General features: G+C 64.6%; 20 protein-coding genes. 18 read left to right on the top strand and 2 right to left on the bottom strand.

Features of this window, described 5'->3' with window-relative positions; all coding sequences use genetic code 11:
- Positions 1 to 78 precede the first annotated feature (78 nt).
- From acs to AC0L4C_RS12895, 8 genes are all read left to right on the top strand, one after another.
- On the top strand, positions 79 to 2,025 hold the full coding sequence (acs, locus tag AC0L4C_RS12860; protein ID WP_473400029.1) for an acetate--CoA ligase: 1,947 nt from the start codon (positions 79 to 81) through the stop codon (positions 2,023 to 2,025).
- 123 nt (positions 2,026 to 2,148) lie between these two features.
- A complete protein-coding gene (locus tag AC0L4C_RS12865; RefSeq protein ID WP_473400030.1) occupies positions 2,149 to 2,973 on the top strand; it encodes a FecR domain-containing protein in 825 nt (274 codons plus the stop codon).
- 56 nt (positions 2,974 to 3,029) lie between these two features.
- Entirely contained in the window at positions 3,030 to 5,786 is a 2,757-nt protein-coding gene (locus tag AC0L4C_RS12870) for an EAL domain-containing protein (protein ID WP_473400031.1), read from the top strand.
- A 64-nt stretch (positions 5,787 to 5,850) separates the two neighbouring features.
- Positions 5,851 to 6,954, top strand: a complete 1,104-nt coding sequence (locus tag AC0L4C_RS12875) for a glycoside hydrolase family 3 N-terminal domain-containing protein (RefSeq protein ID WP_473400032.1) — start codon at positions 5,851 to 5,853, stop codon at positions 6,952 to 6,954.
- Positions 6,951 to 7,448 carry a cupin domain-containing protein gene (locus AC0L4C_RS12880; protein WP_473400033.1) on the top strand — a complete coding sequence of 166 codons (498 nt, stop codon included), beginning with the start codon at positions 6,951 to 6,953 and terminating at the stop codon, positions 7,446 to 7,448. The genes AC0L4C_RS12875 and AC0L4C_RS12880 overlap by 4 nt, the downstream gene beginning before the upstream one ends.
- A gap of 204 nt (positions 7,449 to 7,652) precedes the next feature.
- Complete coding sequence (locus AC0L4C_RS12885; RefSeq protein ID WP_473403517.1) at positions 7,653 to 8,474, top strand: UDP-2,3-diacylglucosamine diphosphatase; 822 nt, start codon at positions 7,653 to 7,655, stop codon at positions 8,472 to 8,474.
- 73 nt (positions 8,475 to 8,547) lie between these two features.
- Positions 8,548 to 9,723 carry an MFS transporter gene (locus AC0L4C_RS12890; RefSeq protein WP_473400034.1) on the top strand — a complete coding sequence of 392 codons (1,176 nt, stop codon included), beginning with the start codon at positions 8,548 to 8,550 and terminating at the stop codon, positions 9,721 to 9,723.
- A 75-nt stretch (positions 9,724 to 9,798) separates the two neighbouring features.
- Positions 9,799 to 10,980, top strand: a complete 1,182-nt coding sequence (locus tag AC0L4C_RS12895; protein ID WP_473400035.1) for an MFS transporter — start codon at positions 9,799 to 9,801, stop codon at positions 10,978 to 10,980.
- Between the two features lie 77 nt (positions 10,981 to 11,057).
- Here AC0L4C_RS12895 and AC0L4C_RS12900 read toward each other — a convergent pair whose 3' ends face one another.
- Complete coding sequence (locus AC0L4C_RS12900; RefSeq protein ID WP_473400036.1) at positions 11,058 to 16,136, bottom strand: apolipoprotein A-IV repeat region-like domain-containing protein; 5,079 nt, start codon at positions 16,134 to 16,136, stop codon at positions 11,058 to 11,060.
- A 364-nt stretch (positions 16,137 to 16,500) separates the two neighbouring features.
- On the opposite strand from AC0L4C_RS12900, the gene AC0L4C_RS12905 reads away from it, so the two are divergent.
- The 9 genes from AC0L4C_RS12905 (at position 16,501) to AC0L4C_RS12945 (ending at position 24,057) form a co-directional block, all read left to right on the top strand.
- Positions 16,501 to 16,887 (top strand): Hpt domain-containing protein, encoded by a 387-nt coding sequence (locus AC0L4C_RS12905; protein ID WP_473400037.1) that lies wholly within the window; start codon positions 16,501 to 16,503, stop codon positions 16,885 to 16,887.
- Positions 16,888 to 16,995: 108 nt separating this feature from the next.
- Positions 16,996 to 17,316, top strand: coding sequence for a 2Fe-2S iron-sulfur cluster-binding protein (locus AC0L4C_RS12910; protein WP_473400038.1), 321 nt, complete (start codon positions 16,996 to 16,998; stop codon positions 17,314 to 17,316).
- Positions 17,317 to 17,528: 212 nt separating this feature from the next.
- Positions 17,529 to 18,857, top strand: a complete 1,329-nt coding sequence (gene cysG / locus AC0L4C_RS12915) for a siroheme synthase CysG (protein WP_473400039.1) — start codon at positions 17,529 to 17,531, stop codon at positions 18,855 to 18,857.
- Complete coding sequence (locus AC0L4C_RS12920; protein WP_473400040.1) at positions 18,857 to 19,162, top strand: DUF2849 domain-containing protein; 306 nt, start codon at positions 18,857 to 18,859, stop codon at positions 19,160 to 19,162. The genes cysG and AC0L4C_RS12920 overlap by 1 nt, the downstream gene beginning before the upstream one ends.
- Positions 19,149 to 20,807 carry a nitrite/sulfite reductase gene (locus AC0L4C_RS12925; protein ID WP_473400041.1) on the top strand — a complete coding sequence of 553 codons (1,659 nt, stop codon included), beginning with the start codon at positions 19,149 to 19,151 and terminating at the stop codon, positions 20,805 to 20,807. Before AC0L4C_RS12920 ends, AC0L4C_RS12925 begins: the two co-directional genes overlap by 14 nt.
- Positions 20,794 to 22,071, top strand: coding sequence for a phosphoadenylyl-sulfate reductase (locus AC0L4C_RS12930; protein WP_473400042.1), 1,278 nt, complete (start codon positions 20,794 to 20,796; stop codon positions 22,069 to 22,071). The genes AC0L4C_RS12925 and AC0L4C_RS12930 overlap by 14 nt, the downstream gene beginning before the upstream one ends.
- A 141-nt stretch (positions 22,072 to 22,212) precedes the next feature.
- Complete coding sequence (locus tag AC0L4C_RS12935; RefSeq protein ID WP_473400043.1) at positions 22,213 to 23,238, top strand: NAD(P)/FAD-dependent oxidoreductase; 1,026 nt, start codon at positions 22,213 to 22,215, stop codon at positions 23,236 to 23,238.
- A 6-nt stretch (positions 23,239 to 23,244) separates the two neighbouring features.
- Positions 23,245 to 23,565, top strand: coding sequence for a 2Fe-2S iron-sulfur cluster-binding protein (locus tag AC0L4C_RS12940; RefSeq protein WP_473400044.1), 321 nt, complete (start codon positions 23,245 to 23,247; stop codon positions 23,563 to 23,565).
- A gap of 126 nt (positions 23,566 to 23,691) precedes the next feature.
- Positions 23,692 to 24,057 carry a hypothetical protein gene (locus tag AC0L4C_RS12945; RefSeq protein WP_473400045.1) on the top strand — a complete coding sequence of 122 codons (366 nt, stop codon included), beginning with the start codon at positions 23,692 to 23,694 and terminating at the stop codon, positions 24,055 to 24,057.
- A gap of 118 nt (positions 24,058 to 24,175) precedes the next feature.
- On the opposite strand, the gene AC0L4C_RS12950 is transcribed toward AC0L4C_RS12945, so the two are convergent.
- On the bottom strand, positions 24,176 to 24,772 hold the full coding sequence (locus AC0L4C_RS12950) for an NADPH-dependent FMN reductase (RefSeq protein ID WP_473400046.1): 597 nt from the start codon (positions 24,770 to 24,772) through the stop codon (positions 24,176 to 24,178).
- Positions 24,773 to 24,898: 126 nt separating this feature from the next.
- On the opposite strand from AC0L4C_RS12950, the gene AC0L4C_RS12955 reads away from it, so the two are divergent.
- Positions 24,899 to 25,306, top strand: a complete 408-nt coding sequence (locus tag AC0L4C_RS12955) for a winged helix-turn-helix transcriptional regulator (protein ID WP_473400047.1) — start codon at positions 24,899 to 24,901, stop codon at positions 25,304 to 25,306.
- Positions 25,307 to 25,426: the final 120 nt, after the last annotated feature.

Raw genomic sequence — 25,426 nt, forward strand, 5'->3', positions numbered from 1 at the left:
TGGCGCGGGCGGTCGGCGTACGATCCTGCCCCAGAGCCGGCAGGTGCCCGCTCGGGATCGTGCCCACGGGAGGACTTCATGACTGAGACTTTGGTGTTCGAGCCGAGCGCGGCTGCGAAGGCACGGACTTTGACCTCGGCGGAACAATACGCCGCACACTATCAGCGCTCGGTCTCTGACCCGGACGGCTTCTGGGGCGAGCAGGCCAAGCGGCTCGACTGGATCAAGGCGCCGACCAAGGTCAAGAACACGACGTTCGAATACCCCGATGTCTCGATCAAGTGGTTCGAAGACGGCGTGCTCAATGTTGCTGCCAATTGCATCGACCGGCATCTGGCCGAGCATGGCGACGACATCGCTATCATCTGGGAGCCCGACAATCCGGCCGACAAGGCCGAACTGATCAGCTACCGCACGCTGCACGAAAAAGTCTGCCGCTGCGCCAACGTGCTGAAATCGCTGGGCGTTCGCAAGGGCGATCGCGTGACCATCTACCTGCCGATGATTCCGCAGGCCGCCTACGCCATGCTCGCCTGTGCCCGTATCGGCGCGGTGCACTCGGTGGTGTTCGGCGGTTTCTCGCCGGACTCGCTGGCCGGCCGCATCAATGACTGCGACTCGGCGGTGGTGATCACGGCGGACGAAGGCCGGCGCGGCGGCAAGACCGTGGCGCTCAAGGCCAATGTGGACAAGGCACTGGAAGACTGCCCGGGCGTGCAGAAGGTGCTGGTGGTGCACAATACCGGCGCCGACGTGGCCATGAAGGGCAGTCGCGACGTGTGGTGGCACGAGGCTGCTGCGGGGGTCGAGCCCTTCAACGACCCCGAGCCGATGAACGCCGAAGACCCGCTCTTTATCCTCTATACCTCGGGGTCCACCGGCAAGCCGAAGGGCGTCCTGCACACCCAGGGCGGCTACCTGACCTATGCGGCGCTGACCCAGGAACTGAGCTTCGACTACAAGCCCGGGGAGGTGTTCTGGTGCACGGCCGATGTCGGCTGGATCACCGGGCACAGCTACATCGTCTACGGGCCGCTGGCCAACCGGGCGACGACACTGATCTTCGAGGGCGTGCCGACATGGCCCGACCCAAGCCGGTTCTGGCAGGTGGTGGAGCGGCACAAGGTCAACATCTTCCATACCGCGCCGACGGCGATCCGCTCGCTGATGGGGGCAGGCGACCAGCATGTCGACAAGCACGATATGCCCAGCCTGCGGCTGCTCGGAACTGTGGGCGAGCCGATCAATCCTGAGGCCTGGATGTGGTACAGCAACAAGGTGGGCAAGGGCCGTTGCGGCGTCGTAGATGCCTGGTGGCAGACCGAAACCGGCGGTCACATGATCGCGCCGTTCCCGGGTGGCATTCCGACCAAGCCGGGGTCGGCGACCGTGCCGTTCTATGGCGTGCAGCCGATCGTGCTGTCCCCCGAGGGCAAGCTGCAGGAGCAGACCAAGGCTGAAGGCGTGCTGGCGATCAAGGACAGCTGGCCGGGGCAGGCCCGCACCATCTGGGGCGATCACGGGCGCTTCGTCTCGACCTATTTCGAGACCTACAAGGGCTATTACTTCACCGGTGACGGCTGTCGCCGCGACGAGGATGGCTATTACTGGATCACCGGGCGCGTCGACGACGTGCTCAACGTGTCCGGCCACCGGCTGGGGACAGCCGAGGTCGAGAGCGCTCTGGTGGCTCATCCCAAGGTGTCCGAGGCGGCGGTGGTGGGCTATCCGCACGCCATCAAGGGGCAGGGCATCTATTGCTATGTCACGCTGATGGCCGGCGAGGCCGGGAACGAGGACCTGGGCAAGGAACTCAAGGCCTGGGTGCGCAAGGAGATCGGGCCGATCGCCACGCCCGACCTGATCCAGTTCACCCCGGGACTGCCCAAGACCCGATCGGGCAAGATCATGCGCCGCATCCTGCGCAAGGTCGCCGAGAACGACTACGGGGCGCTCGGCGATACCTCGACGCTGGCCGATCCGTCGGTCGTCGACAACATCGTCGAGAACCGGATGAACCGCTAAGCATAAGATTTTCCGGGCTTTTTCGAGAGCCCGGAAACCCCCCGTTAGGGCTCCCGCTTAAGCCTCCGTTTAAGTCTGCCGGATAGTCTGGTCCGATCAGAGTACGGGGCTTGCGGTTACACCATGAAGAAATATCTCATTGCGATCGTGGCCAGCATCATGCTGGCCATTGCATCCATGCCGGGCGTGGCCTTTGCCGACGACTGGGTCGTCACCAAGCTGCGCGGCCTTGCCGGGCAACTGGTGGATGGCGAATGGGTGGTGTTGCGGCGCGGCGACATCGTCAGTGACAGCCGCGTGGTGCGCACGCTGCCGAGCGGCAAAGTGCAGTTCAAGCGTGATGGCGAAACCATCGACCTGGGCCCCGATACCCAGATCCAGATCTTCGACAAGGCCGACCGGCGGTACACCACGGTCAAGCAGGCCTTCGGCACTGTCAGCATTGAAGCCAATGTCCAGAATGTCGAGCATTTCGAGGTGACGACGCCGATGCTGGCTGCGGTGGTCAAGGGCACGCGGTTTGTCGTCACCTATGGCAAGACCGGTGGATCGGTGAAGGTGCTGCGCGGCAAGGTCGCGGTCAGCGACCAGGTCAGTGGCCAGTCGGTGATGGTCAGCGCCGGACAGGCTGCCAGCATGGAGTCCGGCAAATCCATGGAAATGTCGGGTCGCGGCAAGATGCCGACGGTCTATGACAAGAACGGCCAGCCGCTGGCTGCCGCGGTCGGCAAGGTGACCCGCATGGCGCCTGGCAGTGTGGGCAATGCGGGCAATGTGGTTGCGTCGGCCGGGAACGCCGTCAACGGCGTCGGAAACGCGGCCGGCAATGTCGTGTCAGGGGTCGGAAATGCTGCCAGCAGCGCGGCCAGTGCTGCTGCAAGCGGTGCATCCGGTGTCGTCAACGGTACGGTCGGCGCGGCCGCGGGAGTCCTCGGCGGCCTGCTCTGACCACGGATTGGTAACTTCGTTGCTCCAAACTCGCCCGATCTAGCATTGGCGGTACCTTGAACAACAAGTGGCGGATCGGCAGCACCCTGATCATCTTGAGCCTGGTCCTCGCGGCCGGGCTCCTTGGTTTGTTCCGCCCGATCGATGACACGCTGCGCGACATGAGGTTTTCAGCGGCGGTGCGGGAGCCCTCCGAAAGCATCGTTTTTGTCGACATCGACTCGCGCAGTCTCGCAGCAGTAGGGGTGTGGCCCTGGCCGCGCAGCCTTCATGCCCGGGTGGTCGACAGCCTGATGGATGCCGGGGCGAGCAATGTGGCGTTCGACGTCGACTTCAGCGCGGCCTCGACCGAGGCCGAGGACAAGCTGCTGGAGGATGCGCTGGACCGGGCCGGTGGCTATGTGCAACTGGCTGCCCTCCGCCAGATGGGCGTGGACGACGGCATCGAGTATTTCAATCTGCCACTGCCGCGTTTTGCCCAGTATGCCGATGCGGTCACAGTCAATGTGCCGGTCGGTACAGGCGGGCTGGTGCGGACCTATCCATTCGCAATGACGCTCGGGACGGAGGTCTACACGTCTCTGGCGGCGGCCCTGACCGATGTTCGCGGTCCGCCCGATCGCAGCTTTCTCATTGACTATTCCATCCATGCTGAAGCGGTGCCGCGGGTCTCCATCGCGACAATTCTCGACGGTACGTTCGATCCTGCCACGGTTGCCGGCAAGTCCGTGGTGGTCGGTGCCTCGGCGCTGGAACTGCGCGATACGTTCGTGGTGCCGTTACATGGCGTCATTCCCGGGCCGCTGGTGCAGATCCTGGCTGCCGAGACCCTTCTGCAGGGCCGTCTCATCGGCTCGGTCGGCTGGACCCCGGTAGCGCTGTTGATCACCGCCATGGGGCTGTTTGCGCTGATGATGGGGCGGCGTCTGCCGTTGCCGTTCGTCATTGCCGGCGGGCTGCTGCTGGCGGCACTGGCCGAGGTCGCTGCGCTGCTGATGCAGGTGCGCTACGGGCTGCTGCTCGATACGGCGGCGATCCATGCGGCGCAGGCGGCCTTTATCGTCAATGCGATGATGATCGAGGTCGTCTTGCGGCGGCTTGCCCATGCAGAAGCGTCGCGGCAGCGCGACGCCACGCAGGGCATTCTCGACCGGGTGATTGCCGACAATTTCGATGGCGTGGTGGTGGTTGACGCCGATGGCGGCATTGTTGCTGCCAGCCGGCTGGCGGAGGAAGTCCTCGGGGCAGGGTTGCTGGGGCGCCGCGCGGAGGAGGTGCTGCCGCAACGTGTCAGTGCCGCGGTGCGCGACCTGCTGCTCGGCGACTCCGCGGCGGCGCTGCCGGAACCCGCCGAGCTCCTGCTGCCGGGCAAGAACGACGAAACGCGGGTTCTCGAATACACGATCACGCGCTCCGAAGTGGTCAGCAAGAGCAAGCGCGCCGCGGCGCAGCGCGTCGCCTGCCTGACGTTTCGTGACATTTCCGATCGCCGGCGCTCGGAAGAGCGGCTGCGCTTCCTGGCCAGCCACGACCCGCTGACCGGAGCCTTGTCGCGTCTCGAACTGGTCGAACTGGTGCACGGCCATTGCGCCACCCAGCGCGGGCGTGAATCGGGCGTCACCATGATCCTCATCGATCTGTCGCGCTTCAAGACGGTGAACGAAACGCTGGGCCACAGCTTTGGCGACATGGTGCTCAAGCAGGTGGCCAGCCGGTTGCACGCCTGCAGTGCCGACGCGGTGGCGCGGGTGGGCGGCGACAGCTTTGCCATGCTGCTGTTCCGGCGGATGTCAGCCGACGAACTGAACGCCTATTGCACCGAGATCATCGACAGGGTGGTGGCGCCCTATAGCCTCTCGGGCGGTCACCAGGCGCTGATTGCCGCGAGTGCCGGCGCCACCCATTCGGGGCTGTCGGGCTTTGATCCGGATATCCTGCTCAGCCATGCCGACATGGCGCTGTCGGTCGCCAAGGGTATCCACGGCGGCGGCGTGGCGCTGTTCGAGCAGGAGATGGATGACCGGCTCAAGGAAAAACAGGACATGGACGTGGCCCTGCGCGAGGCCATCGAGAACCGCCAGCTGTCACTGACGTTCCAGCCGCAGGTGGGGCTCGAAAGCGAGCGCCTTGTGGGCGTCGAGGCGCTGGTGCGCTGGACGCATCCGGACCTCGGGATCGTGTCGCCGGCCCGCTTTATCCCGGTGGCGGAAGAAACCGGGCTGATCATCGAGATCGGGCGCTGGGTGATGGTCGAGGCCTGCAAGGAAGTGGCGCGCTGGCCGGAGGCGATCAAGGTCGCGGTCAATGTGTCGCCGATCCAGTTCGAGATGAGCGACGTGCTGAGCGATGTGCGCGCGGCGCTGGCGGTGTCAAAGCTGCCGGCGGAGCGCCTCGACCTCGAGATCACCGAGGGGATGTTCGTCTCCAAGTCGCAGAGCATCATCGATACGCTGCAGGAACTGCGCGACATGGGCGTGGGGATCGCCCTCGACGACTTCGGCACCGGCTATTCGTCGCTCAGCTATCTGGGGCGGCTGCCGCTGGACAAGATCAAGATCGACCAGAGCTTTGTCAAAAGCCTGCCGGCGGACGCCGAGGCCGGCGCCATCATCCGCGCCGTGATGACGCTGTCGGAAACGCTCGACAAGGTCGTGGTGGCCGAAGGCATCGAAACCGCCGACCAGGCCTGGATGCTCAAGATGATGGGCTGCCAGATCGGTCAGGGCTACTATTTCAGCCGGCCGCGCACCGCCGACGAGATGATGAACTGGTTTGCCGAGCATGGCGCCCGGGCCCAGCCCATGATTGCCTGAAACACATTGTTTTTGCCGCATTGGGCGGGCAGGGTTCGCCGCAACTGATTTGCGGAGCGTGCTCTTGACCCCCTTTCGCCTAGTCTCTCTCGTCCCGGCTCTGCTGGCCGGCTGGCTTGTCGTCGCCACTCCCGCGGTCGCGCAAAGCCTCGAGCAGATGGCCGGGCAGATGATTGTCGTGGGCTTTGCCGGCGACAGTGTCGACGACAAGGGCGTGAAGGCGGCACGCGACGAAATCGCCCAGGGTCTGCTGGGCGGCGTGATGTATCTCAAGACCAATGTCGCCAGCCTCAAGGCGGTGCGGGCGATGAACACGGCGTTCCGGGAGGCGTCACCCGACCTGCCGCCGTTCATCACGCTCGACCAGGAGGGCGGCGTGGTCGAGCGGCTGACCGAAAGCGTCGGCTTTGCCGAGACACCGAGCGCGGCCAACGTCGCCAAGGGATCGCCCTCGGCGGCCCGGCGGATCTACAATCGCATGGCGGCGGGCATTGCCGAGCAGGGGTTCACCGTCAATTTCGGGCCGGTGGTCGACCTCAACCTGAACAAAAAGAACCAGATCATTGCCAAGTATGGCCGCTCCTATGGCGAGGGCGCCAATACGGTGTCGGTCTATGCCGAGCAGTTCATTGCGGCGCACGAGGATGCGGGGCTGCTCACCGCGCTCAAGCACTTTCCGGGTCACGGCTCAAGCACGGCGGACAGCCACGAAGGCTTTGTCGACATCTCGCGCAGCTGGCAACCCAAGGAACTGGAGCCCTATCGGCTGCTGTTCGAGCAGGGATACCAGGACTTCGTGATGGTCGGGCATCTCTACCACAAGGACTATGCCGGCAGCGGCACGGTCAAGCTGCCGTCCAGCCTGTCGCCCGAGTGGATCACCGGCGTGCTGCGCCAGCAGCTCGGTTTCAAGGGCGTGGTGATCAGCGACGATCTGGAAATGGCGGCGATCCGCGAACACTTCGACCCCAGGGAGACCGCCATCCGGGCGGTGAACGCCGGCATGGACGTGCTGCTCTATTCCAATACGGTCAAGAACCGGACGTCGCTGGCCAGCGAAATGCGCACCATTCTGGTGGCGGAAGCGGAGCGTGATCCGGCGTTTCTGGCGCGCATCAAGGAGAGCTACGCCCGGATCGTGGCGATGAAGGCGCGGATCGGCCAATGAGCGCCCTGAGCAAGGCCGGGGTCATTGCCGCGCTGCAGCTGGGCGGGCACTTCGAGGGCGGCTACTTCCGCGAAACCTTCCGGCCGACGCATCGGCAGCGGCTGGAGACGCCGCGCGGGCCGCGTGGCACGATGACCAGCATCTACTACATGCTCACCGACGACTCGCCGGTCGATCACTTCCACACCAAGCATTCGGACGGCATCCAGTATCATCATTTCGGCGCGCCGCTGACCTATCACCTGATCCACCCCGACGGGCGCTACGAAGTCGTGGTGCTCGGGCCGGATCTCAAGGCCGGGCAGGTGCCTTGCCTCGCCGTTGCCGGTGGCGTCTGGAAGGCGGCCGAGCTGCCGGCCGGCGAATACGGCCTCGTCAGCGAGGTGGTGGCGCCGGGCTGGGAGATGGAGGACATGATCCTCGTCACCCGGGCCGAACTGCTGGGCAAGTTCCCGCAGCATGAAGCCGTCATCACGCGACTGACGGCGGCCTAGAGCGAATCACTGCGCCTGTCCGTGGCCGGGCCGTTCTCGACCGCGCTCCGGAGGGTGGGCGATCACGGACTGCGGGCCCTGTGCAAACCGGCGGGAGACGAGCGTTTTCCGGGCGTTATCCTCGCCTCTCTCACGCAGGTCGCGGCGGTGCTGTTTCTTCTCCGAAACAATCGGCCTAATGTCGCGCCATGATGCCAAAGGATGATGCGATTGACCAATGAGGCGAGGGAAGTGCGGCGCGTGCGCGCGCTGTTTCTTTCCGACGTACATCTGGGGATGCGGGCCTCGCGGGTGAGCGAACTCCTCGATTTCCTGCGCTGCCATGAGGCAGAGTCCATCTATCTGGTGGGCGACATCGTCGACGGCTGGCGGCTGGCGAAGGCCTGGATGTGGCCGCCAGAATACCATCAACTGGTCGATGTGCTGCTGCAGAAGGCGCTCGACGGATCGCGTATCGTGGTGCTGCCGGGCAACCACGACGAGTTCCTGCGCGAGTACATGGGCACCTATTTCGGCGAGGTCGAGCTGGTCAACCGCACCATCCACACCACGGCGACGGGCAAGACCTATCTGGTGATCCACGGCGACCAGTTCGACGTGGTGGTCGAGCATGCCAAGTGGCTGGCGCATGTGGGCGACTGGGCGTATCGCGCGGCGCTGCGCATCAATGGCGTCGTCAACTGGGTCAGGCGGCGCATGGGGCTGACCTACTGGTCGCTGTCGGCCTGGGCCAAGCACAAGGTCAAGAACGCCGTGTCGATCATCGGCCGCTTCGAGGAGGCGCTTTCGCTGGAAGCCCGCGAAAGCGGCGTCGACGGCGTGATTTGTGGCCATATCCACTATGCCGACATGCACGACCGGATGGGTGTCCACTACGTCAATACGGGTGACTGGGTGGAGAGCTGCACGGCCGTGGTCGAAACCGAGGACGGCGAACTGCAGATCGTCAAGTGGAGCGAGTCGATGCCCGAAAAGCGCCCGCGGCTGCGGCTGGGACTGATGCGCGAGCGCGAAACCGGCGAATAGCCGACGCGGCGCTTTGCTTTTGCGCCGGTGCAAGGCATGAGTGCGGCGGGCCCCATCCTGCCCGGAGCCGTTCATGTCGCCTTCCCCCGAGATCAAGACGCTGTCGCCCGAGTTTCGCGCCTCGATCTACCATTTCATGGTGTTCGCCTCGACCGGCGTGGCGTCGGTCTATTTTGCCATCTGGCTGAGCAATCGCGGTATCTCGCCGGACGAGACCGGTATCATCACGGCGCTGCCGGTGCTGATGATGCTGGCAGTCAACGTGTTCATCGGGCGGCTGGCGGACAAGGCCAGCGACTGGCGGCAGGTGATTGTCGTGCTGTCGCTGATCGCGGGGGTGATCCCGATCGGCATGTTCTTCGTCTCCGGGTTCTGGGGCATCCTGCTGGTGTGGACGCTGTGCGTGGTGCCGGCGGCCGGCGTGGTGCCGGTAATCGACGCGGCGACACTGCGGATGACGCAGCGCCGGGGCACCAATTTCGGCGTGGTGCGGGCCTGGGGAACGGTCGGCTACACGGCGACGACAGCGCTGGCCGGGCCGGTGATCGGCATTTTCGGCGAGGCTGCCTTCCTGCCGCTATTCGTCGCTTTTTCGCTGCTGCGGGCGGTCATCTCGCTGCAGTTGCCGCGATTCCGGGCACCGGCGCATGAGCGTCCGGTGGACAAGCCTGTCGCCGGCAAGCTGCGCGAGGCGCTCAAGCCATGGTTCGTGCTGCCGATTGTCGGGCTGGGGATTCTCTATTCGACGCACGGTGTGCTGGCTTCGTTCGCGGCGCTGCTGTGGAAGCAGCAGGGGATTCCCGAGGGCGTCATCGGGCCGCTGATCGCCGTCGGGGCGGCCGCCGAGGCGGTGATGATGTTCGCCTGGCAGCGGATGAACCTCAAGTTCTCGGCGCGTCACCTGCTGATCTTTGCGGCGCTTGTGGCGGTGGTCCGCTGGTCGCTGATGGCGTTCAGCCCGCCGATCTGGCTGCTGGTCATCCAGCAGCTGCTGCATTCGATCACCTTCGCGGTGGGCTATCTGGGCGGCATCTACTTCATTGCCAACTGGACGAGCGAGGACATCGCGGCCGAAGCGCAGGGCTTTTCCTACGTGGTGCAGCAGGGCATGACAGTGGTGGCGCTGCTCGGCTTTGGCTGGTTCGCCGGGCAGTTCGGCGCCTTCGCCTGGCTGGCGCTGGGCGGCTATACCTTCATCGGCGCCGTGCTGGTCTATATCTCGCTACGCCTGCGGCCATCCCACACCTGACCCCATTGCAAGTTCAAATCGCCGGTGCAAGCTGACCGACGCGGCGGGATTCTCCCGCCGGGAGCATCCCCCCGCATGAATTCGACTGCTGTCGCCAAGCCGCGCATTTCGCCCGAGCTTCGTACCACTGCGTTCTACTTCACCCAGTTCATGACGGCCGGAGCAGCCACCGTCTTTGCCGGCATCTGGTTCAGCCAGAAGGGCATCAGCTCCGAGCAGATCGGGGTGATCAACGCCGTGCCGGTGCTGGTGATGCTGGTGCTCAACATCGTGGTCGGGCGGCTGGCCGATCGGGCCAGGGACTGGCGGCAGGTGGTCGTTGCCGGGGCGCTGCTGGGCGGCGTGGTACCGTTCGCGCTGTTCTTTGTGGACGGGTTCTGGGGCATTCTGATCGTCTGGACGCTGGCGGCCATTCCCGTCGCGGCCGTCGGTCCGGTGGCCGATGCCGCCACCATGCGGATGACGCGTCGCAACGGCACCCAATACGGCCCGATCCGCGCCTGGGGCACGGTGGGCTATATGGTGGTGATCTTTGCCACCGGGTTCCTGGTGGTGGGGTTCGGCCCGGATATTTTTCTGCCGCTGTTCGTCGGGCTCGCGGTGGCGCGCGGACTGGCGGCACTGCTGCTGCCCAACTTCCGGGCTCCGGCGACGGCGTCGGCCGTCGAACGGCGAGGCGCCGGGCATCTGCGTGAGGTGATGAAGCCGCGGTTCCTGCTGCCGCTGGTGGGCTGGTCGATGGTTTTCGGCACGCATCTGGTGCTCAACGCCTTCCAGGGACTGCTGTGGAAACAGCAGGGGATTTCCGAGGACATCATCGGGCCGCTGATCGCTCTTGGGGCCTTCGCCGAGGCGGCGATGATGTTCCTCTTTGCGCGGCTGTCGACGCGGTTCTCGGCCCGGGCGCTGATCCTCGCCTCGGCGCTGGTCAGTGTCGTGCGCTGGGTCGGCATGGGCATGCAGCCGGGCGTCGAGGTGCTGATCTTCCTGCAACTGCTGCACTCGATGACGTTTGCCATGGGGTTCATGGGATGCGTCAACTTCATTGCCAACTGGACCAGCGAGAACATCGCCGCCGAGGCGCAGAGCTTTTTTCAGGTCCTGCAGCAGGGGATGAGCGTGATCGCCCTCGTGGGCTTCGGCTGGCTCGTCGGTTTCATGGGGGCGCAGGCCTATTACGTGGCGGCGGTGTTCGCGCTGATCGGCGGCGGCATGATCTGGCAATCGATGCGGATGATGCAGCCCAAGGCTGCCTGACAGGCGGCCGGCCGCATAATGAAAACGGCCCCGAGGCAGTGCCGCGGGGCCGTGAAGTTTGACGCTTTGGAGATGGCTTAGCTGACGCGGCCGCTGGCATGGGCCAGCATGGTGTAGACCTTGCCGCGATCCGACAGCAGGAACTCCCGGGCCGCGGCGGCCGGGTTGGAGCTCTGTGCGGCCTGCTGCAGCAACTGCTCGAACTCGGTCATGTAGGTGGACGCGGTCTTGGTGAAGTCGGCGTCCTGCTGCAGGCGCTTGCGCACCTGGTCGTAGGTGCCCTGGCCGCTCAGCGTGTAGATGCGGCGCGAGAAGACGTTCTGCTCGCCGGCCTGGTAGCGGGCCCAGGCTTCGCCGAGAGCCGTGTGGTCCATGGCCTTGGCAATCTCGTCGGTGAGATTGGTCAGGTTGGGCTGGGCGTTCGGAGCTGCGGCGGGAGCCGCATTCGAGGAGGCATTGCGCAGCACGTCACGCAGCCAGCCACCGCCACCTTCTTCGGTCTTGGCTGCAGCGGCGGGTGCCGGAGCAGGTGCGGCCGGAGCGGGGGCAGGTGCCGGACGGGGTGCCGTGATGGTCGCGGCAGCCGGACGGGGGGCCGGACGCGGTGCCGGCGCCGGACGCGGCTGTTCGACGGCGCGCGGGGCCTCGCGAACCGGCTCGGGGCGCGGCTCTTCGCGACGCGGCGAGGGCGGCGGCGACCGACGGCCGTCATTGAGGTCGTGCGTGGCCGGCTGGGCCCGGACGATGGCGTTGAGCTCGCTCAGCGCCTCGATCTGCTCGGCAACGACACGGCGCATGGCGGCGGCGCTGGCCTTGGTTTCCTCGGGCAGTTCCATGACGCCGCGGGCCAGTTCGGAGCGGGTCGATTCCAGCTCGCTGCCGACTTCGCGGGCCGTGGAGCGCATGGCTTCGGCCGTATCGTTGAAGCGCTTGGTGGCTTCTTCGAGGGCCTGCTGCATCTCGAGGATGAGCGTGGTCTGGGTCTGGCGCAGCGCGTCGCTGGCGCGTTCGCTCTCGGAGCTGGCGGCGGCAGTGAAGCCGCTGAGCTGGCCGGTGACCTTTTCCGAGGTCGAGGACAGAGCTGCCTCGAGCAGGTTGGTCGACTGGCTGAGGGCACCCTGCATCTGCTCGGTGCTGGTTGAGAGCGCCGACTGCACGCGGCCGGTGGTCTCGTCCAGAGCGAGCTGCACCTTCTCGGCGCTCTCGCCGAGCACGGAGTCGAGCTGGCTGGTGGTCCGCTCCAGGGCGCTCTGCACCTTGCCGGTGGTTTCGCCGAGGACGGTCTCGAGCTGGCTGGTGGTGTTGCTCAGCGCGGCCTGGACCTGATCGGCGGTGCCGGTCAGCACATTCTGCAGCTGGCCGGTGGTTTCGCTCATTGCCAGATGGATCGAGCCGGAGGTGTTCTCGAGGGTTTCGGCGACCGAGGTGGTCGTCGTCGAAAGCAGTTCTTCCATGCTCTTGCGGGCGGTCAGCAGGCGATGCTCGGTGTCGTTGACGGTATCGGCAATCGACTGGGCAAAGCCGCGCATGCGCTCGTCGATGTCATCGGCGCGGGCGGTGAAGCTGGAGGCCAAAGCATCCATGGCCGTGCGGCGTTCGTCGAGCATTTCGAGCGTGACGCTGCTGGCGCTGTTGAGGCCTTCGGCGGCCTTGTCGATGCTGGCAGCTTCGGCATTGAGATTGCCGAGAACGGAGCTGAATTCCTGCACCATGGCGGCAATGGTGGTCTGCAGGGCGCCGACATGCTCGGTGACCAGACGGCCGGCCTCTTCGGTCGAGCCGATGGCTTCGCGCACGGTGGCCGAGTAGGTCGAGGTCTGCTCGGCGACGCTGGTCTCGAGGTGGGCCAGGTTGGCCGTCGAGGCGTCCAGCACCTTCTGCAGCAGGATGTTGCTGTCGTTGAGCTTGCCCAGCGCGGCGGTCACATCGGTGAGGATGCGCGAGGTCGACTGGCTCATCAGGTCTTCCGCCTCGCGGGCATTTTCGGCCAGCGCGGTGGAGAGGATGTTGCCGTGCGCCTGGAGGGCCATCTCGAGCTGGGCCGACTTGTCGCTGACCAACGCCGAGAACGTGTCGGTCTGCTCGGTGACGGTGCGGTTGATCTCGGCAACCTTGCCGCCGATCGCATCGGCTGCGGCGACCGCCTTGATGGAGATCAGTTCGTCGATCGAGCGCGACGCGTTCTGGATCTGCTCGAGTGCACCACGGACAGCGACGTCCATGCGGTCCGCCGTCTGGGTGACGTCGTCCGAGATCGTGGCCGTGGCGGCAACGATCCGCTTGGAGATTGTCTCCTCGATGCGGTCGGCGCCCGATTCCAGATCGGTCATGGACTGCACCAGAGCAGTGTTGATGGCCGAGTTGAGCGACGCCAGACGCTCGGCGGTGATGTCGGCGCGGGCCGTGATGGCTTCGGGCAGGGTGCCCAGACGCTGGTCGACCATGTCGGTGATGGCCTTGCGGGCCGAGTTGACGCCGGTTTCGATGATGTCGGCGGCAGCGCGGGCGCTGTCGCCCACGGTGGCGGCGGCGCCGTCGATACGGGCAGTGACACCGCTCTCTGCATCAGCAATGCGCAGGATGGCATTGTCGATACCGCGGCCGAGGTTTTCGCTGACTTCGCCAACCTTGCTGGCAATCAGGGTCGAAACCGTCTGGGCGCGCTCGGTCATGGTGTCGGTCACGCCGCGCAGGCTCTGATCGATCTTGTCGCGGGCCGAGTTGCCCTGGCTCTCGATGGTGCGGGCCAGTTCCTCTGTGCGTTCGCCAATGGCGGCGGCAATGCCGACCGTGTGGCTGCCGAGCGTGTCGGCCAACTGCTGGGTGCGGGTATTGAGGGCTTCGGACAGCTCGCTGGAGCGGGTGCCGACGGCCTGTGCCAGCTGCTGGGTGCGGCTGTCGAGATTGTCGCTGAGCTGCTTGGTATACTGGTCGAGCGTGGCGTCGAGGGCCTGATTGCGGCTTTCGAGGGTGGCGTCGAGTTCGCGGGTGCGGCCCGAGATGGACTGCTCGAGTTCCTGCGCTCGGCCTGCCAGCGTCTGCTGCAGGTCCTGGGTGCCGCCAGCCAGGGTCTGCTGCAGCTCCTGGGTGCGCGAGGTGAGGGTGCCGTCGATCTCGGTCGTCCGTGCAGCCAGTGCACCGTCGATCTCCGTGGCCCGTGCCGCGAGAGCGCTGTCGATCTCGGCCGTCCGGGCGGCAACGCGGCCGTCGATCTCCTCGGCGCGGTTGGCGAGGTTCTGGTCAAGCTCGGCCGTGCGGCCGGCCATCGAGGTGTCGATTTCCTGGACACGGGTGGCCAGGGCGTCGGCAAGCTCGGTGGTGCGGGTCTGCAGCGTCTCGTTGAGCAACTGGGTGCGCCCGTCGAGGGCGTCGGCGATGATCTGGGCGTGGCCTTCGAGCGAGTCCGAGATCTCGCGGCTGCGGCTACCGATGGTTTCGGTGATCTGCTTGGTGCGCTGGCCGAGCGTTTCGGTCATTTCGCGGGTGCGGGTGCTGACGATGTCGTTGAAGTGGCCTGACTTTTCGTCGAGCGCCATTTCCAGCACGTTGGCGCGGGCGGCAAAGCTCGAATTGGTCTTGTCGAGCGCGGAGATCAGGCGTTCACCCTTGTCGCCGATGACGCCGTCGAGCGTCTGCAGGCGATTGTCGATCATGCCGGCGATCTCTTCGAGACGCGAGTCGAACTGGCTGAGGTTCTGCGAGCCGGCGCCCATCAGAGTGACGCGGGCGCGTTCGGTGGTGTCATCGAGCGAGCCGGCCAGCTCGATCATCGCCGACTGCAGGCGCGATTCCATCGAGTTGACCTGCACCTGGACGCTCTCATCAAGCTGGTGCGACAGGCCGGACAGCAGCTGCTCGGCCTCATGGGCGCGGCTGGAGATGTCGGACGCAATGCGCGTGCCGATCATGTCGAGGGCGCTGGAGACTTCGTGGCCACGGTCGCGGAGCTGGTCGAGCAGGGTGATGCCGCCCTGGCTCAGCAGCTTGGCAAGCGAGGAGGTGCGGTTGTCGATCGCATCGGACAGCGTGATGGTGCGGCTGTCGAGCGCTTCGGTCAGCGAGGTGACGCGGCTGTCGATGACGGTGGAGAGTTCCATCGTGCGGTTTTCGAAGGCCGTCGAAATGGTGCTGGCGCGGTCCTCGAGCGTGAGGTTGAGGCGCGAGGCGCTGTCGTCGAGGGCGACCAGCAGGTGGCTGGTGCGCTGGTCGATCAGCGACACGAAGCTCTCGGTGCGTTCGCCAAAGGCGGAATTGAGCGAATTGCCGGCGGTTTCGAGCGCCTTGGTCAGGTTGCCGCCCGACTCCACGATGGTGCCGGCGATGCGCTGGCTGATCATGTCGAGGTCGAACACGAGGCCGGTGTGGCTCTCGGTAATGGCCTCGCGGACGCGCTCGGTATTGGTGATCACGGCCTCGCGCTGGCTGGCGAGTTCCTGGATCAGGGCGCGCATGCGCGATTCATTGTCGGAATAGGTGCGTTCGAGCGCGGTGACCTCGTTGTGGATCATCACCTCGAGTTCGCCGGCGCGGGAAAGGGCGCGTTCGAGACCATCGCCAAGGGCGTTGACCTCGCGGCGCACGGCCTGACCGACCGATGCGACCTTTTCGGAAGCAGTGGTTTCCGGCTCGGCGAGGCGGATGGCGGCCTGGGTGACGGCGGTGGCCGCGTTCCGCAGGTCCTGGGCCCGGCGGATCAGCGTCGAGATGGCAAAGAAGCCGAGCACCGGGATGATGGCAATGGCCACCAGGCCGATGAAGTCGTTGGAGCCGAAGAAGGCCGGTGTGCCCAGTTCAGAGCCATGACGGATCATGGCAATCAGGATGACGGCGAGCACCCAGCCGCCGGCAACAAGGCTGGCAATCAGGGTCGGCGCCTGGCTCGACTTGGACTGCAGACCATAAAGGATGCGCGAGCCCTGGAAGCGGTCGTCATTGGCGACGGAACCGGCCTGGGCGGCAATCTTGTCCGCCGCGCGGTCCCGCGCGGCCCTTTGCGAATTGTCGCGCGGAGCGGGGCGGGGGCCCTGCGGCTGCGCGGCGGGCTTTTCGTCGGGATCATCGAGCCCCGCGAATACGGAGTCCTTGAGTGCGTCCTCGACAGCCGAGAAAGCCAGGGTCGCCGGATCTTCTTGGGGGGTGGTCGATTTCTTCGCCATACTCTTTACAACTCTCGCATAGGCAATGCGCCGCAATGACATAGTGAGTTGTCATGGACCCTCGCCCGTTTCCGGGTCTGTGACCATTTGGGTAAAATGCGACTCAAATGCCGCCTTTTTCCCCCGATAACCCACGCCGCCGCACGCTAGGTGGACCTCATATATACAAGCAATTTGAGGCAAACCGAACCGTTTATTAATTGAAGGTTAATTTCGTGGCGGCGGTAAGGCTACCCCGCTGCCGGAGGCGGTTGGGGATAACCGGCGGCTCCCGACGCTCTCACGCCGGCTTAACAGGCTGTTCATGTGCCAGGCCTTAGGTTGCGGGGCGCCGAGATGGCGCGTGCTCTCGCAGGGGAAAGTTGTGCGTACTGCGGTCAAGAAGAATCCGGGCGTTGTCCAGCCCACCCAAACGCGCCGTCCGATCGACATGGTGCACCTGAGCAAGCAGACCCTGGGCGACAGAGGTCTGGAATGCGAAGTGCTGCGGTTGTTCGACCAGATGGTGCGGGTCTATTTCGGCCGGCTGGAAACGAGCACCACGCAGGCCGACGTGCTGCGCCACCTGCACACGCTCAAGGGTGCGTCGGCAGGCGTTGGCGCCTGGACCATTGCCGATCTGGCCAAGGCGGCAGAGGACGATCTGCGCGAAGGCAAGCCGGTCAATCCCGAGCATATCGACGATCTTGCCATCGCCGTGCAGGAAGTGTCGGCCTACATTGCAGAAGTGGTGGCCGGCGAACCTGCCTGAGCCACGCCGGTCCGCAGGCATGCACTGGCGGGAGGCGGGCATTCCCTGTGCGCGCTTGTCTCGCCGCGGGCCTCCCTCTATATCGGCCGTGCTGGCAGTCGAGACATCATGACCAAAATCACCTTCATCGAATCCAACGGAACCCGCACCGAAACCGAAGCCGAGAACGGCTCGACGGTGATGGAGACCGCCATCATGAACGGCATTCCGGGCGTCATCGCCGAATGCGGCGGGGCCTGCACCTGTGCGACCTGCCACGTCTATGTCGACGATGCATGGACGGAAACCGTTGGCGGGCCTTCCGTGATGGAAGAAGATATGCTCGATTTCGCCTGGGAAGTCCGGCCGACCAGTCGGCTGTCGTGCCAGATCAAGGTCAAAGACGCCCTTGACGGCCTTGTCGTTCACGTCCCTGCAAGACAGGGCTGATAGACAGTTCTCGCGCGTTTTTTCCAACGGCAACGCCGCCGGCGGATTCATTTGGCGGCAGTGGCGCCGTCCGTTCGTCCGCATTCTAACGGCCGCAGTCCTCGGAGAAAATAAAAGCTATTTAATTTCAATAGCTTGTGAGCTGAATTGAGTCCGAGTAGGTTCTGCGCCTCAAAACAGGTCTCCTAATGGGTGCACTGAACACATTTCCTGTGAGCGTCAAAGTCGAGGGTCGGCGCATCGTCATTGTCGGCGGTGGCGCGGAAGCCCTGAACAAGGCCAGACTGGCCATAAAGACGACCGCATCGGTCGTGATTGTCTCCCGACAGATCGAAGAAGATTTCTCAGGCCTGCCGGTGACGGTGATCGCGCGCCCGGTGGCGGCCTGCGACGTGTTTGGTGCGGCCATGGTGTTCGTCGCCGATCACGGGCCGGACGGGGACGCGGCAAAGCGACTGGCGCGTACTGCCGGCGTGCCGCTTAATGTGGTCGACGTTCCGGCTGAATGCGACTTCTACACGCCCTCGATCATTGACCGGGCGCCGCTGTCGATCGCGATTTCCTCGGAAGGCGATGCGCCAGTGCTGGCACGGCTGGTACGGGCGCGGATCGAAGCCATGCTGTCGCCCGACCTCGGACGCGTGGCGCGGCTGGCCGGATCGCTGCGCGACCGGGTTGCGAAACTGCTCTCCAAGCCGCAGGCCCGGCGCTTCTACGAGGCGCTGGTGACGACGACTGACCCGGATGTCGAGACGCTGCTCGAGCGCCACACGGACGAGGCCGCCGGCATCGTCTGGCTGATCGGAGCAGGGCCGGGTGCCGAGGATCTGCTGACGCTGCGGGCGCAGCGCCTGTTGCAGGAAGCCGACGTCATCGTGCACGACCATCTGGTGCCCGACGCAGTGATCGAGATGGGGCGGCGTGACGCCGAGCGGATTTCGGTCGGCAAGCGCAAGGGCCATCATTCCTTCACTCAGGCGCAGATCAACTCGCTGATCGTGCGGCTCGGCCGCGAGGGCAAGCGCGTGGCGCGGCTCAAGTCCGGCGATCCGATGGTGTTCGGCCGCGCCGGCGAAGAAATCGCGGCGCTGTGCAAGGCCGGCGTCGACTATGCCATCGTGCCGGGCGTTTCGGCGGCGCTGGCGGCGGCGGCCGATACGGCAACGCCGATGACGCTGCGCAAGGTGTCGTCGGGGCTGGTCTTTGCCACGGCGCATGGCGCCAACAGCGAAGAGCTCGATCACTGGGCAGCGCTTGCCGGCTCCGGCCTGACACTGGCGCTCTACATGGGCAAATCCCTCGCCTCGACCGTGGCGGGCAAGCTGATCCGCCGTGGCATAGCCGCGACGACGCCGGTGGGTATCGTCGTCAATGCCGGTCGCAAGGATCGCAGCTTTCACCGCGGCACGGTGGGCGAGCTGGCCAATAGCGCAGCAGTTTTCGCAGATGGCCCGGCCATCATCTTTATCGGCGCGGCAGTGGCCGCCGGGGACTGGCACGAAGCGGCCGGTCTCGCGGCCCAGGAATTCAAGGTGGCATAATGGAAATCCTGACGGGCAACGAGCTCTTGTCGGGCGCGACGGTCTATCTCGACACCCAGGGCAACTGGATCGAGGACATCGACAATGCGCGGGTCTTCGTGCCCGAAGAAGCGGAAGCCAAGGAAGCCGCGATCGCGGCGACCAAGCGCACGCAGCGGATTGTCAGTCTCGAGGCTGAGACGGTCAAACTGATCGATGGGAAGGTCATTCCGGACCGGCTGCGCGAGCGCATCCGGGCCACGGGGTCGACGGCGCCGGTGTTCGACCGGCAGCATCTGGATGAGGACAGTCATGTATCGATATGACGAATTCGACGCCGCGTTCGTGCGCGAGCGGACCGAGCAGTTTTCCGATCAGGTGCGCCGCCGCATCAGCGGTGAACTGAACGAGGACCAGTTCCGGCCGCTGCGGCTGATGAACGGCCTCTATCTGCAGTTGCATGCCTACATGCTGCGCATCGCGGTGCCCTACGGCACGATGTCGCCCAAGCAGCTGCGCATGCTGGCCCATATCGCGCGGACCTATGACCGCGACTACGGCCACTTCACCACGCGCCAGAACATCCAGTTCAACTGGCCCAAGCTGCGCGACATTCCCAAGATTCTGGAACTGCTGGCGTCGGTCGAGATGCACGCCATCCAGACTTCGGGCAACTGCATCCGCAATATCACCACCGACCAGTTTGCCGGCGCCGCTGCCGACGAGATCATCGATCCCCGGCCGGTGGCCGAAATCCTGCGGCAGTGGTCGAGCCTGCACCCCGAATTCCTCTACCTGCCGCGCAAGTTCAAGATTGCCATGTCGGGCGCACCGCATGACCGGGCAGCCATCCGCTTCCACGATATCGGGCTGCAGGCGACGACCAATGCGGCCGGCGAGATCGGCTGGGAAGTCTGGGTCGGCGGGGGCCTCGGCCGCACGCCGATCATCGGCAAGCTGATCAACGGCTACGTGCCGCACGAGCACCTGCTGGCCTATCTGGAGAGCATTCTGCGGGTCTATAATCGCTATGGCCGCCGCGACAACAAGTACAAGGCGCGCATCAAAATCCTCGTGCACGAAGAGGGGATCGACAGCTTCCGCGAGCAGGTCGATGCTGAATTCGCCGAGATCAAGGGGGGCGTGCTGACCCTGCCGCAGGACGAACTCGACCGGATCTCGGCCTATTTCACCGCCCCGGCCTTCGAGCGGCTGAACGCCACGGCCATCGACGTGGCCAGGGAAAAGATCCTCAACCCGTCCTACGGGCGCTGGCTCGACAACAATCTGCATTCGCATCGCCAGCCGGGCTATGTGTCGGTGACCATTTCGCTCAAGCCGATCGGCGGCGCGCCGGGCGATGCCACTTCGGCGCAGATGGAAGCCGTGGCCGACCTGGCCGAGCGCTACAGCTTCAACGAGCTGCGGGTGACGCACGAGCAGAACCTCGTGCTGCCGCACGTCAAGATCGCCGACCTGCCGGAAATCTACGGCAAGCTGGTGGAGATCGGCTTTGCCGAAGGCAACGCGGGGCAGATCACCGACATGATCGCCTGCCCGGGGCTGGATTTCTGCGCCCTGGCCAATGCCCGGTCGATCCCGATCGCCCAGGAGATCAGCCGCAAGTTTGCGGCCCCGGAGCGGCAGAAGGATATCGGCGACCTCAAGATCAAGATTTCGGGCTGCATCAACGCCTGCGGTCACCACCACGTCGGCCATATCGGCATTCTCGGGGTGGAGAAGAAAGGCACGGAGCTCTACCAGATCACGGTTGGCGGCGATGCCACCGAGAACGCCTCTATCGGCGACATTCTCGGCCACGGCTTTGTGGCCGAGGACGTGCCCGATGCCATCGAGCGGCTGGTCGACACCTATATCGCGCAGCGCGCCAGCGCCGACGAGCCGTTCATCACGGCGTTCCGCCGGATCGGCAAGGCACCGTTCAAGGAGGCCCTCTATGGCAATGCCTAAGGCAGCCGTCGCCTTGCATTCGGCCAGCAAACCCGACCCGCTGCGCCAGCTCGGCATCATGTCGCTCAACGGCATGTTCGAGGAGATGGATGGCGTGGCCGTCCTGCGCCAGGCTACCGAAATCCTGCCCGACGACCTGGCGATCGTGTCGTCCTTCGGGGCGGATTCGGCCGTGCTGCTGCACATGGTGGCGCAGGTCGACAAGAACCTGCCGGTCTACTTCCTCGAAACCGGCAAGCACTTTGCCGAGACGCTCGACTATGTGGAGACCCTCAAGCAGCGGCTTGGCCTGACCAATGTCGTTGCCCTGGCACCCGACGCCAAGGACCTGGCGCGGTTCGATCCGAACGGCGACCTGTGGGAGACCGACCCGGATTCGTGCTGCCACATCCGCAAGACAGAGCCGCTGGACGCCGCCGTGGAAGGCTTTGGCGGCTGGGTCACCGGGCGCAAGCGCTACCAGACCAAGGAGCGCGGCGTGCTGCCGCATTTCGAGCTGACGAGCGATGATCGCATCAAGGTCAATCCGTTGGCCTATTTCTCCGATGTCGAGGTCACCGCCTACAAGGCAGAGCATGACTTGCCCGAACATCCACTGTTCGCTAAGGGCTACAAATCTATTGGATGCGCGCCCTGCACGACGATTGTAGCGGAAGGCGAGGACCCGCGTGCCGGCAGGTGGCGGGGACTCAACAAGAAAGAGTGCGGCATTCATTTCGATTTCAACGGAGCAATCGCCAAGCCGATGGCCGCCCAGGAGCTGACTCTATTCAAGGACGGTGCCTTCATCGCCGATCCGTTCCGTCCATGGGTCGACGGCGATGACGCCGCCAGCGTTCGCTACGTCCATATCCCGGTCGCCATGTTCCTCGACAACCGCGATGCGGTCCTCGGCAACCCGCATCCCGTGGGTCTGCTGGTATCGCCGGGCGACAAGGTCGAGGCGATTGCGCAGGATCTTGGTCGTTTCGCCTCCGTTGCCGTCAACTTCCCGGCCTTCACGGACGGGCGGGGCTATTCGAGCGCGCGCATGCTGATCGAACGGTACGGCTACAAGGGTGAACTGCGCGCCGTGGGCGACGTGCTGGCCGACCAGATCCCGCTGATGCAGCGCTGCGGCATCGAGGCCTTCGTGGTCAAGCACGAACCGACCCGCAAGGCGCTGGAAAACGGCTCGCTGGCACGCGTGGGCCTGTTCTACCAGCCGGTGGGCAAGACCGAGGTGCCGGTCGGCACGCGTCCGTTCCTGCGCCGGGCGGTGTAGGATCCGTCATACCTCCGGATCACCCGGCTTCGCTCCCTGATGCAGGGCGAGGCCTGACCGGGGCAGAACAAACCCAGCGGGCCGCATGCCGAGCCTGTCGCGCCACAAGGCTGTGGCACAAAGCCTGAGAAGAAGAACCCTATGAGCAACGAAATCGTCACCGACGTGGTCATCATTGGCGGAGGCCCGGTGGGGCTGTTCGCCGTCTTCGAACTGGGTCTTCTTGATCTGAAGTGCCATGTCGTCGACATTCTCGACCGGCCGGGCGGGCAGTGTGCCGAGCTCTATCCGGAAAAGCCGATCTACGACATTCCCGGCTTCCCGATGGTGACGGGGCAGGGGCTGACCGACAACCTGATGCAGCAGATTGCGCCGTTCGGGCCGCAGTTCCATTTCAACCGCATGGTCACCGGGCTGGAAAGGCTTGAGGATGGCAGTTTCCGCCTGACCACTGACGCCGAGGAAGTGTTTCTCGCCAAGGTGGTGGTGATTGCGGCTGGCGGCGGCTCGTTCCAGGCCAAGCGGCCGCCCGTCGACGGTATCGAGGCCTACGAGAACAAGTCGGTGTTCTACTCGGTCCGCAAGATGGACGACTTCCGCGACCAGGACGTGGTGATCGTCGGCGGCGGCGATTCCGCTCTCGACTGGACGCTCAACCTGCAGCCGATCGTCCGCTCGCTGACGCTGGTGCACCGCCGCGATGCCTTCAAGGCGGCGCCGGCCTCGGTCAACCGGATGAAGGAACTGGTGATGGAGGGCAAGATCAACTTCCTGCTCGGCCAGATCGCCAAGCTCGACGGTACGGACGGCCAGATCGACCATGTGCACCTGACGATGGACGCGGGCGACCTGTCGATCCCGGCCACCCGCCTGCTGCCGTTCTTCGGCCTGACGATGAAGCTGGGACCGGTGGGCGAGTGGGGGCTGGAACTCAACGACAACCTGATCAGTGTCGACACCGAGAAGTTCCAGACTTCGGTGCCGGGCGTCTTCGCCATCGGTGACATCAACCAGTATCCGGGCAAGCTCAAGCTGATCCTCTCGGGTTTCCACGAGGCCGCGCTGATGGCACAGGCCGCCAAGGCGATCGTGTCGCCGGGCGAGCGGGTCGTGTTCCAGTACACGACCAGCTCGACCAAGCTGCAAAAGAAGCTGGGTGTGGCGTAAGCTCGGATGAAAATTCACGTCACAGATCAGGACGGTGCCGAGCACGAGCTTGAAGGGCTCGACGGCTGGCGCGTCATGGAAGTGATCCGCGACTGGGGCCTCAACATCAAGGCCGAGTGCGGCGGCGCAGCGACCTGCGCCACCTGTCACGTCTATGTCAGCGAGGAGTGGCTCTCGAAGCTGCCCGAGCCGAGCGACGACGAGGAAGACCTGCTCTACACCGCCCAGGAGCGCCGCCCCAACTCCCGCCTCAGCTGCCAGATCCTGCTCAGCGACGAGCTCGACGGGCTCACCGTCACGCTCGCCGAAGGGGCGCGGCAGGACTGACGGCCACGAGACGTATTGAGGTCCGTGGACTTTCTCTGCACGACTGACGTTGTGTAGAGTGGTATTTCGCCAATAGACATCTCTACGGACAAATGTTACCGCCGAACTATACGTTTGGGGGAAATAATGAAAACTATTTCACTTATTGCCAGTGCTGCACTGGTGCTGAGCGGTTGCGCGACTAATCCGAAGGATATTGCGCCAAATTACGTGTCGCCGGTGCTTTATCAAAACCTGAGTTGCGATCAGCTCTCAATGGAAGCACAGCGTGTCGCAAACGCAGCTTCGGCCGCTACCGGCGCACAATCCAAGCAGGCCAGCAGTGATGCAGTGGCCACCGGCGTGAGCCTTGTGCTGTTCTGGCCGGCTCTGTTCTTTATTGGTGGCGACAAGCACAACGCCGCGCAGGTTGCCCAACTCAAGGGTGAGATGCAGGCCATCGAACAGGCCAATATCCAGAAGAACTGCGGCATTCAGTTTCAGAAAAGCTGAGGCTGTGTCTGGGTTTACGGGGCGGTAGGTATGGCTGTCCTGCGTCGATCACATTTGCCAGCTCCGGGGGAGTTATTTCGCCCCGGGGCTGACACTGCATCTATGCCGCCCTTGTGGCTCAGGCTGCGGCGCGGGTCGTGGCCGTTTCGCGTCCGGCCCTGAGGGTCCTGGTCCACCACGCCAGTTCGTCGAGCATCGCCGTGGCGGACTGGCCGAGATAGGGATAGTCGGCAAAATCCTTGCCCTGCTGCAGCATGCCGAGGAACGGCTCCATGCCGACATAGACGGCATTCTTGACCGACGCCATGGTCTGCTCGGCGATGATCAGCCGGAGCTGCTCGACGGCGCGCGCCCCGCCGACTGCACCATAGGCGACGAAGGCCGCCGGCTTCTTTTCCGTTTCCAGGTAAAGGTAATCCATGGCGTTCTTGAGCACGCCGGTGATGGCGTGGTTGTACTCGCCGGTGATGAAGATGAAGCCATCCAGCCCGGCCATTCTGGCCGACCAGCGCTTGGCGTCGGCGTTCTCGGATGGCGCGTGGCGGGGCGACAGCTTCTCGTCGAACATGGGCAGCGGATAGTCGCGCAGGTCGACGATCTCATAATCGGCGTCGTCACGGGCGCGCGCCAGTTCGAGGATCCAGTTGGCCGGGCGGTCGCCGAGGCGGCCCTGACGGGTAGTGCTGAGAACAATGCCGATCTTGGGTCTGGTCATGAGTTGCCTGCTGTAAAAATAGAGGTAGTCACCAAAAGTAAGCTAGTCACCGACGGTAACTGACACTATGTATGTGACTGCCCGCTACTCCCACAAGACGGCACTATTTTCACAGCGAGTTACCCCATGGATACCCAACTTACCCCGACGGAACCTGCCAATTTCCAGGAGTGCCAGGCGGCGCTGGTGCCGGTGAGCGAAGTGCTGTCGCAGATCGGTGGCAAGTGGACAGTCTATATCATCATCGGCCTGCGCTCTGGCCCGATGCGCTTCTCGCAGCTGCTGCGCGGCATCGAGGGGATTTCACAGAAGATGCTGACATCGACCCTGCGCGACCTCGAGAAGGACGGTCTGGTCAGTCGCAAGGTGACGCCGAGCATCCCGCCGCGCGTCGACTATGAGCTGACGGCAATGGGCTATGACCTGGGTGGCCCGCTCGCCACGATCAGCAACTGGGCCCATGCCAACCGTCACCGGGTCGAGGAGGCGCGCCGGGAATTTGCCGAGCGGGCGGCCGCGTCTTCGCACTGGTAACCGGTGCCGGCATATAACACACTGAAGTTTCAGCGTTTATTTACATGCTTCGGGCAAGTTCGGGAGGGCTTGGTACTTCCGGACAGTACAGAATGCATAAACAGACATGTCAGGGTTGTC

Source organism: Devosia sp. J20-27 (assembly GCF_055808595.1).

What these genes read in the sequence shown, in the direction of transcription:
- acs (WP_473400029.1), top strand. Translation starts at nt 79, where the DNA reads ATGACTGAGACTTTGGTGTTCGAGCCGAGCGCGGCTGCGAAGGCACGG.
- AC0L4C_RS12865 (WP_473400030.1), top strand. Translation starts at nt 2,149, where the DNA reads ATGAAGAAATATCTCATTGCGATCGTGGCCAGCATCATGCTGGCCATT.
- AC0L4C_RS12880 (WP_473400033.1), top strand. Translation starts at nt 6,951, where the DNA reads ATGAGCGCCCTGAGCAAGGCCGGGGTCATTGCCGCGCTGCAGCTGGGC.
- AC0L4C_RS12885 (WP_473403517.1), top strand. Translation starts at nt 7,653, where the DNA reads ATGCGATTGACCAATGAGGCGAGGGAAGTGCGGCGCGTGCGCGCGCTG.
- AC0L4C_RS12890 (WP_473400034.1), top strand. Translation starts at nt 8,548, where the DNA reads ATGTCGCCTTCCCCCGAGATCAAGACGCTGTCGCCCGAGTTTCGCGCC.
- AC0L4C_RS12895 (WP_473400035.1), top strand. Translation starts at nt 9,799, where the DNA reads ATGAATTCGACTGCTGTCGCCAAGCCGCGCATTTCGCCCGAGCTTCGT.
- AC0L4C_RS12900 (WP_473400036.1), bottom strand. Translation starts at nt 16,136, where the DNA reads ATGGCGAAGAAATCGACCACCCCCCAAGAAGATCCGGCGACCCTGGCT.
- AC0L4C_RS12910 (WP_473400038.1), top strand. Translation starts at nt 16,996, where the DNA reads ATGACCAAAATCACCTTCATCGAATCCAACGGAACCCGCACCGAAACC.
- AC0L4C_RS12920 (WP_473400040.1), top strand. Translation starts at nt 18,857, where the DNA reads ATGGAAATCCTGACGGGCAACGAGCTCTTGTCGGGCGCGACGGTCTAT.
- AC0L4C_RS12925 (WP_473400041.1), top strand. Translation starts at nt 19,149, where the DNA reads ATGTATCGATATGACGAATTCGACGCCGCGTTCGTGCGCGAGCGGACC.
- AC0L4C_RS12930 (WP_473400042.1), top strand. Translation starts at nt 20,794, where the DNA reads ATGGCAATGCCTAAGGCAGCCGTCGCCTTGCATTCGGCCAGCAAACCC.
- AC0L4C_RS12935 (WP_473400043.1), top strand. Translation starts at nt 22,213, where the DNA reads ATGAGCAACGAAATCGTCACCGACGTGGTCATCATTGGCGGAGGCCCG.
- AC0L4C_RS12940 (WP_473400044.1), top strand. Translation starts at nt 23,245, where the DNA reads ATGAAAATTCACGTCACAGATCAGGACGGTGCCGAGCACGAGCTTGAA.
- AC0L4C_RS12945 (WP_473400045.1), top strand. Translation starts at nt 23,692, where the DNA reads ATGAAAACTATTTCACTTATTGCCAGTGCTGCACTGGTGCTGAGCGGT.
- AC0L4C_RS12950 (WP_473400046.1), bottom strand. Translation starts at nt 24,772, where the DNA reads ATGACCAGACCCAAGATCGGCATTGTTCTCAGCACTACCCGTCAGGGC.
- AC0L4C_RS12955 (WP_473400047.1), top strand. Translation starts at nt 24,899, where the DNA reads ATGGATACCCAACTTACCCCGACGGAACCTGCCAATTTCCAGGAGTGC.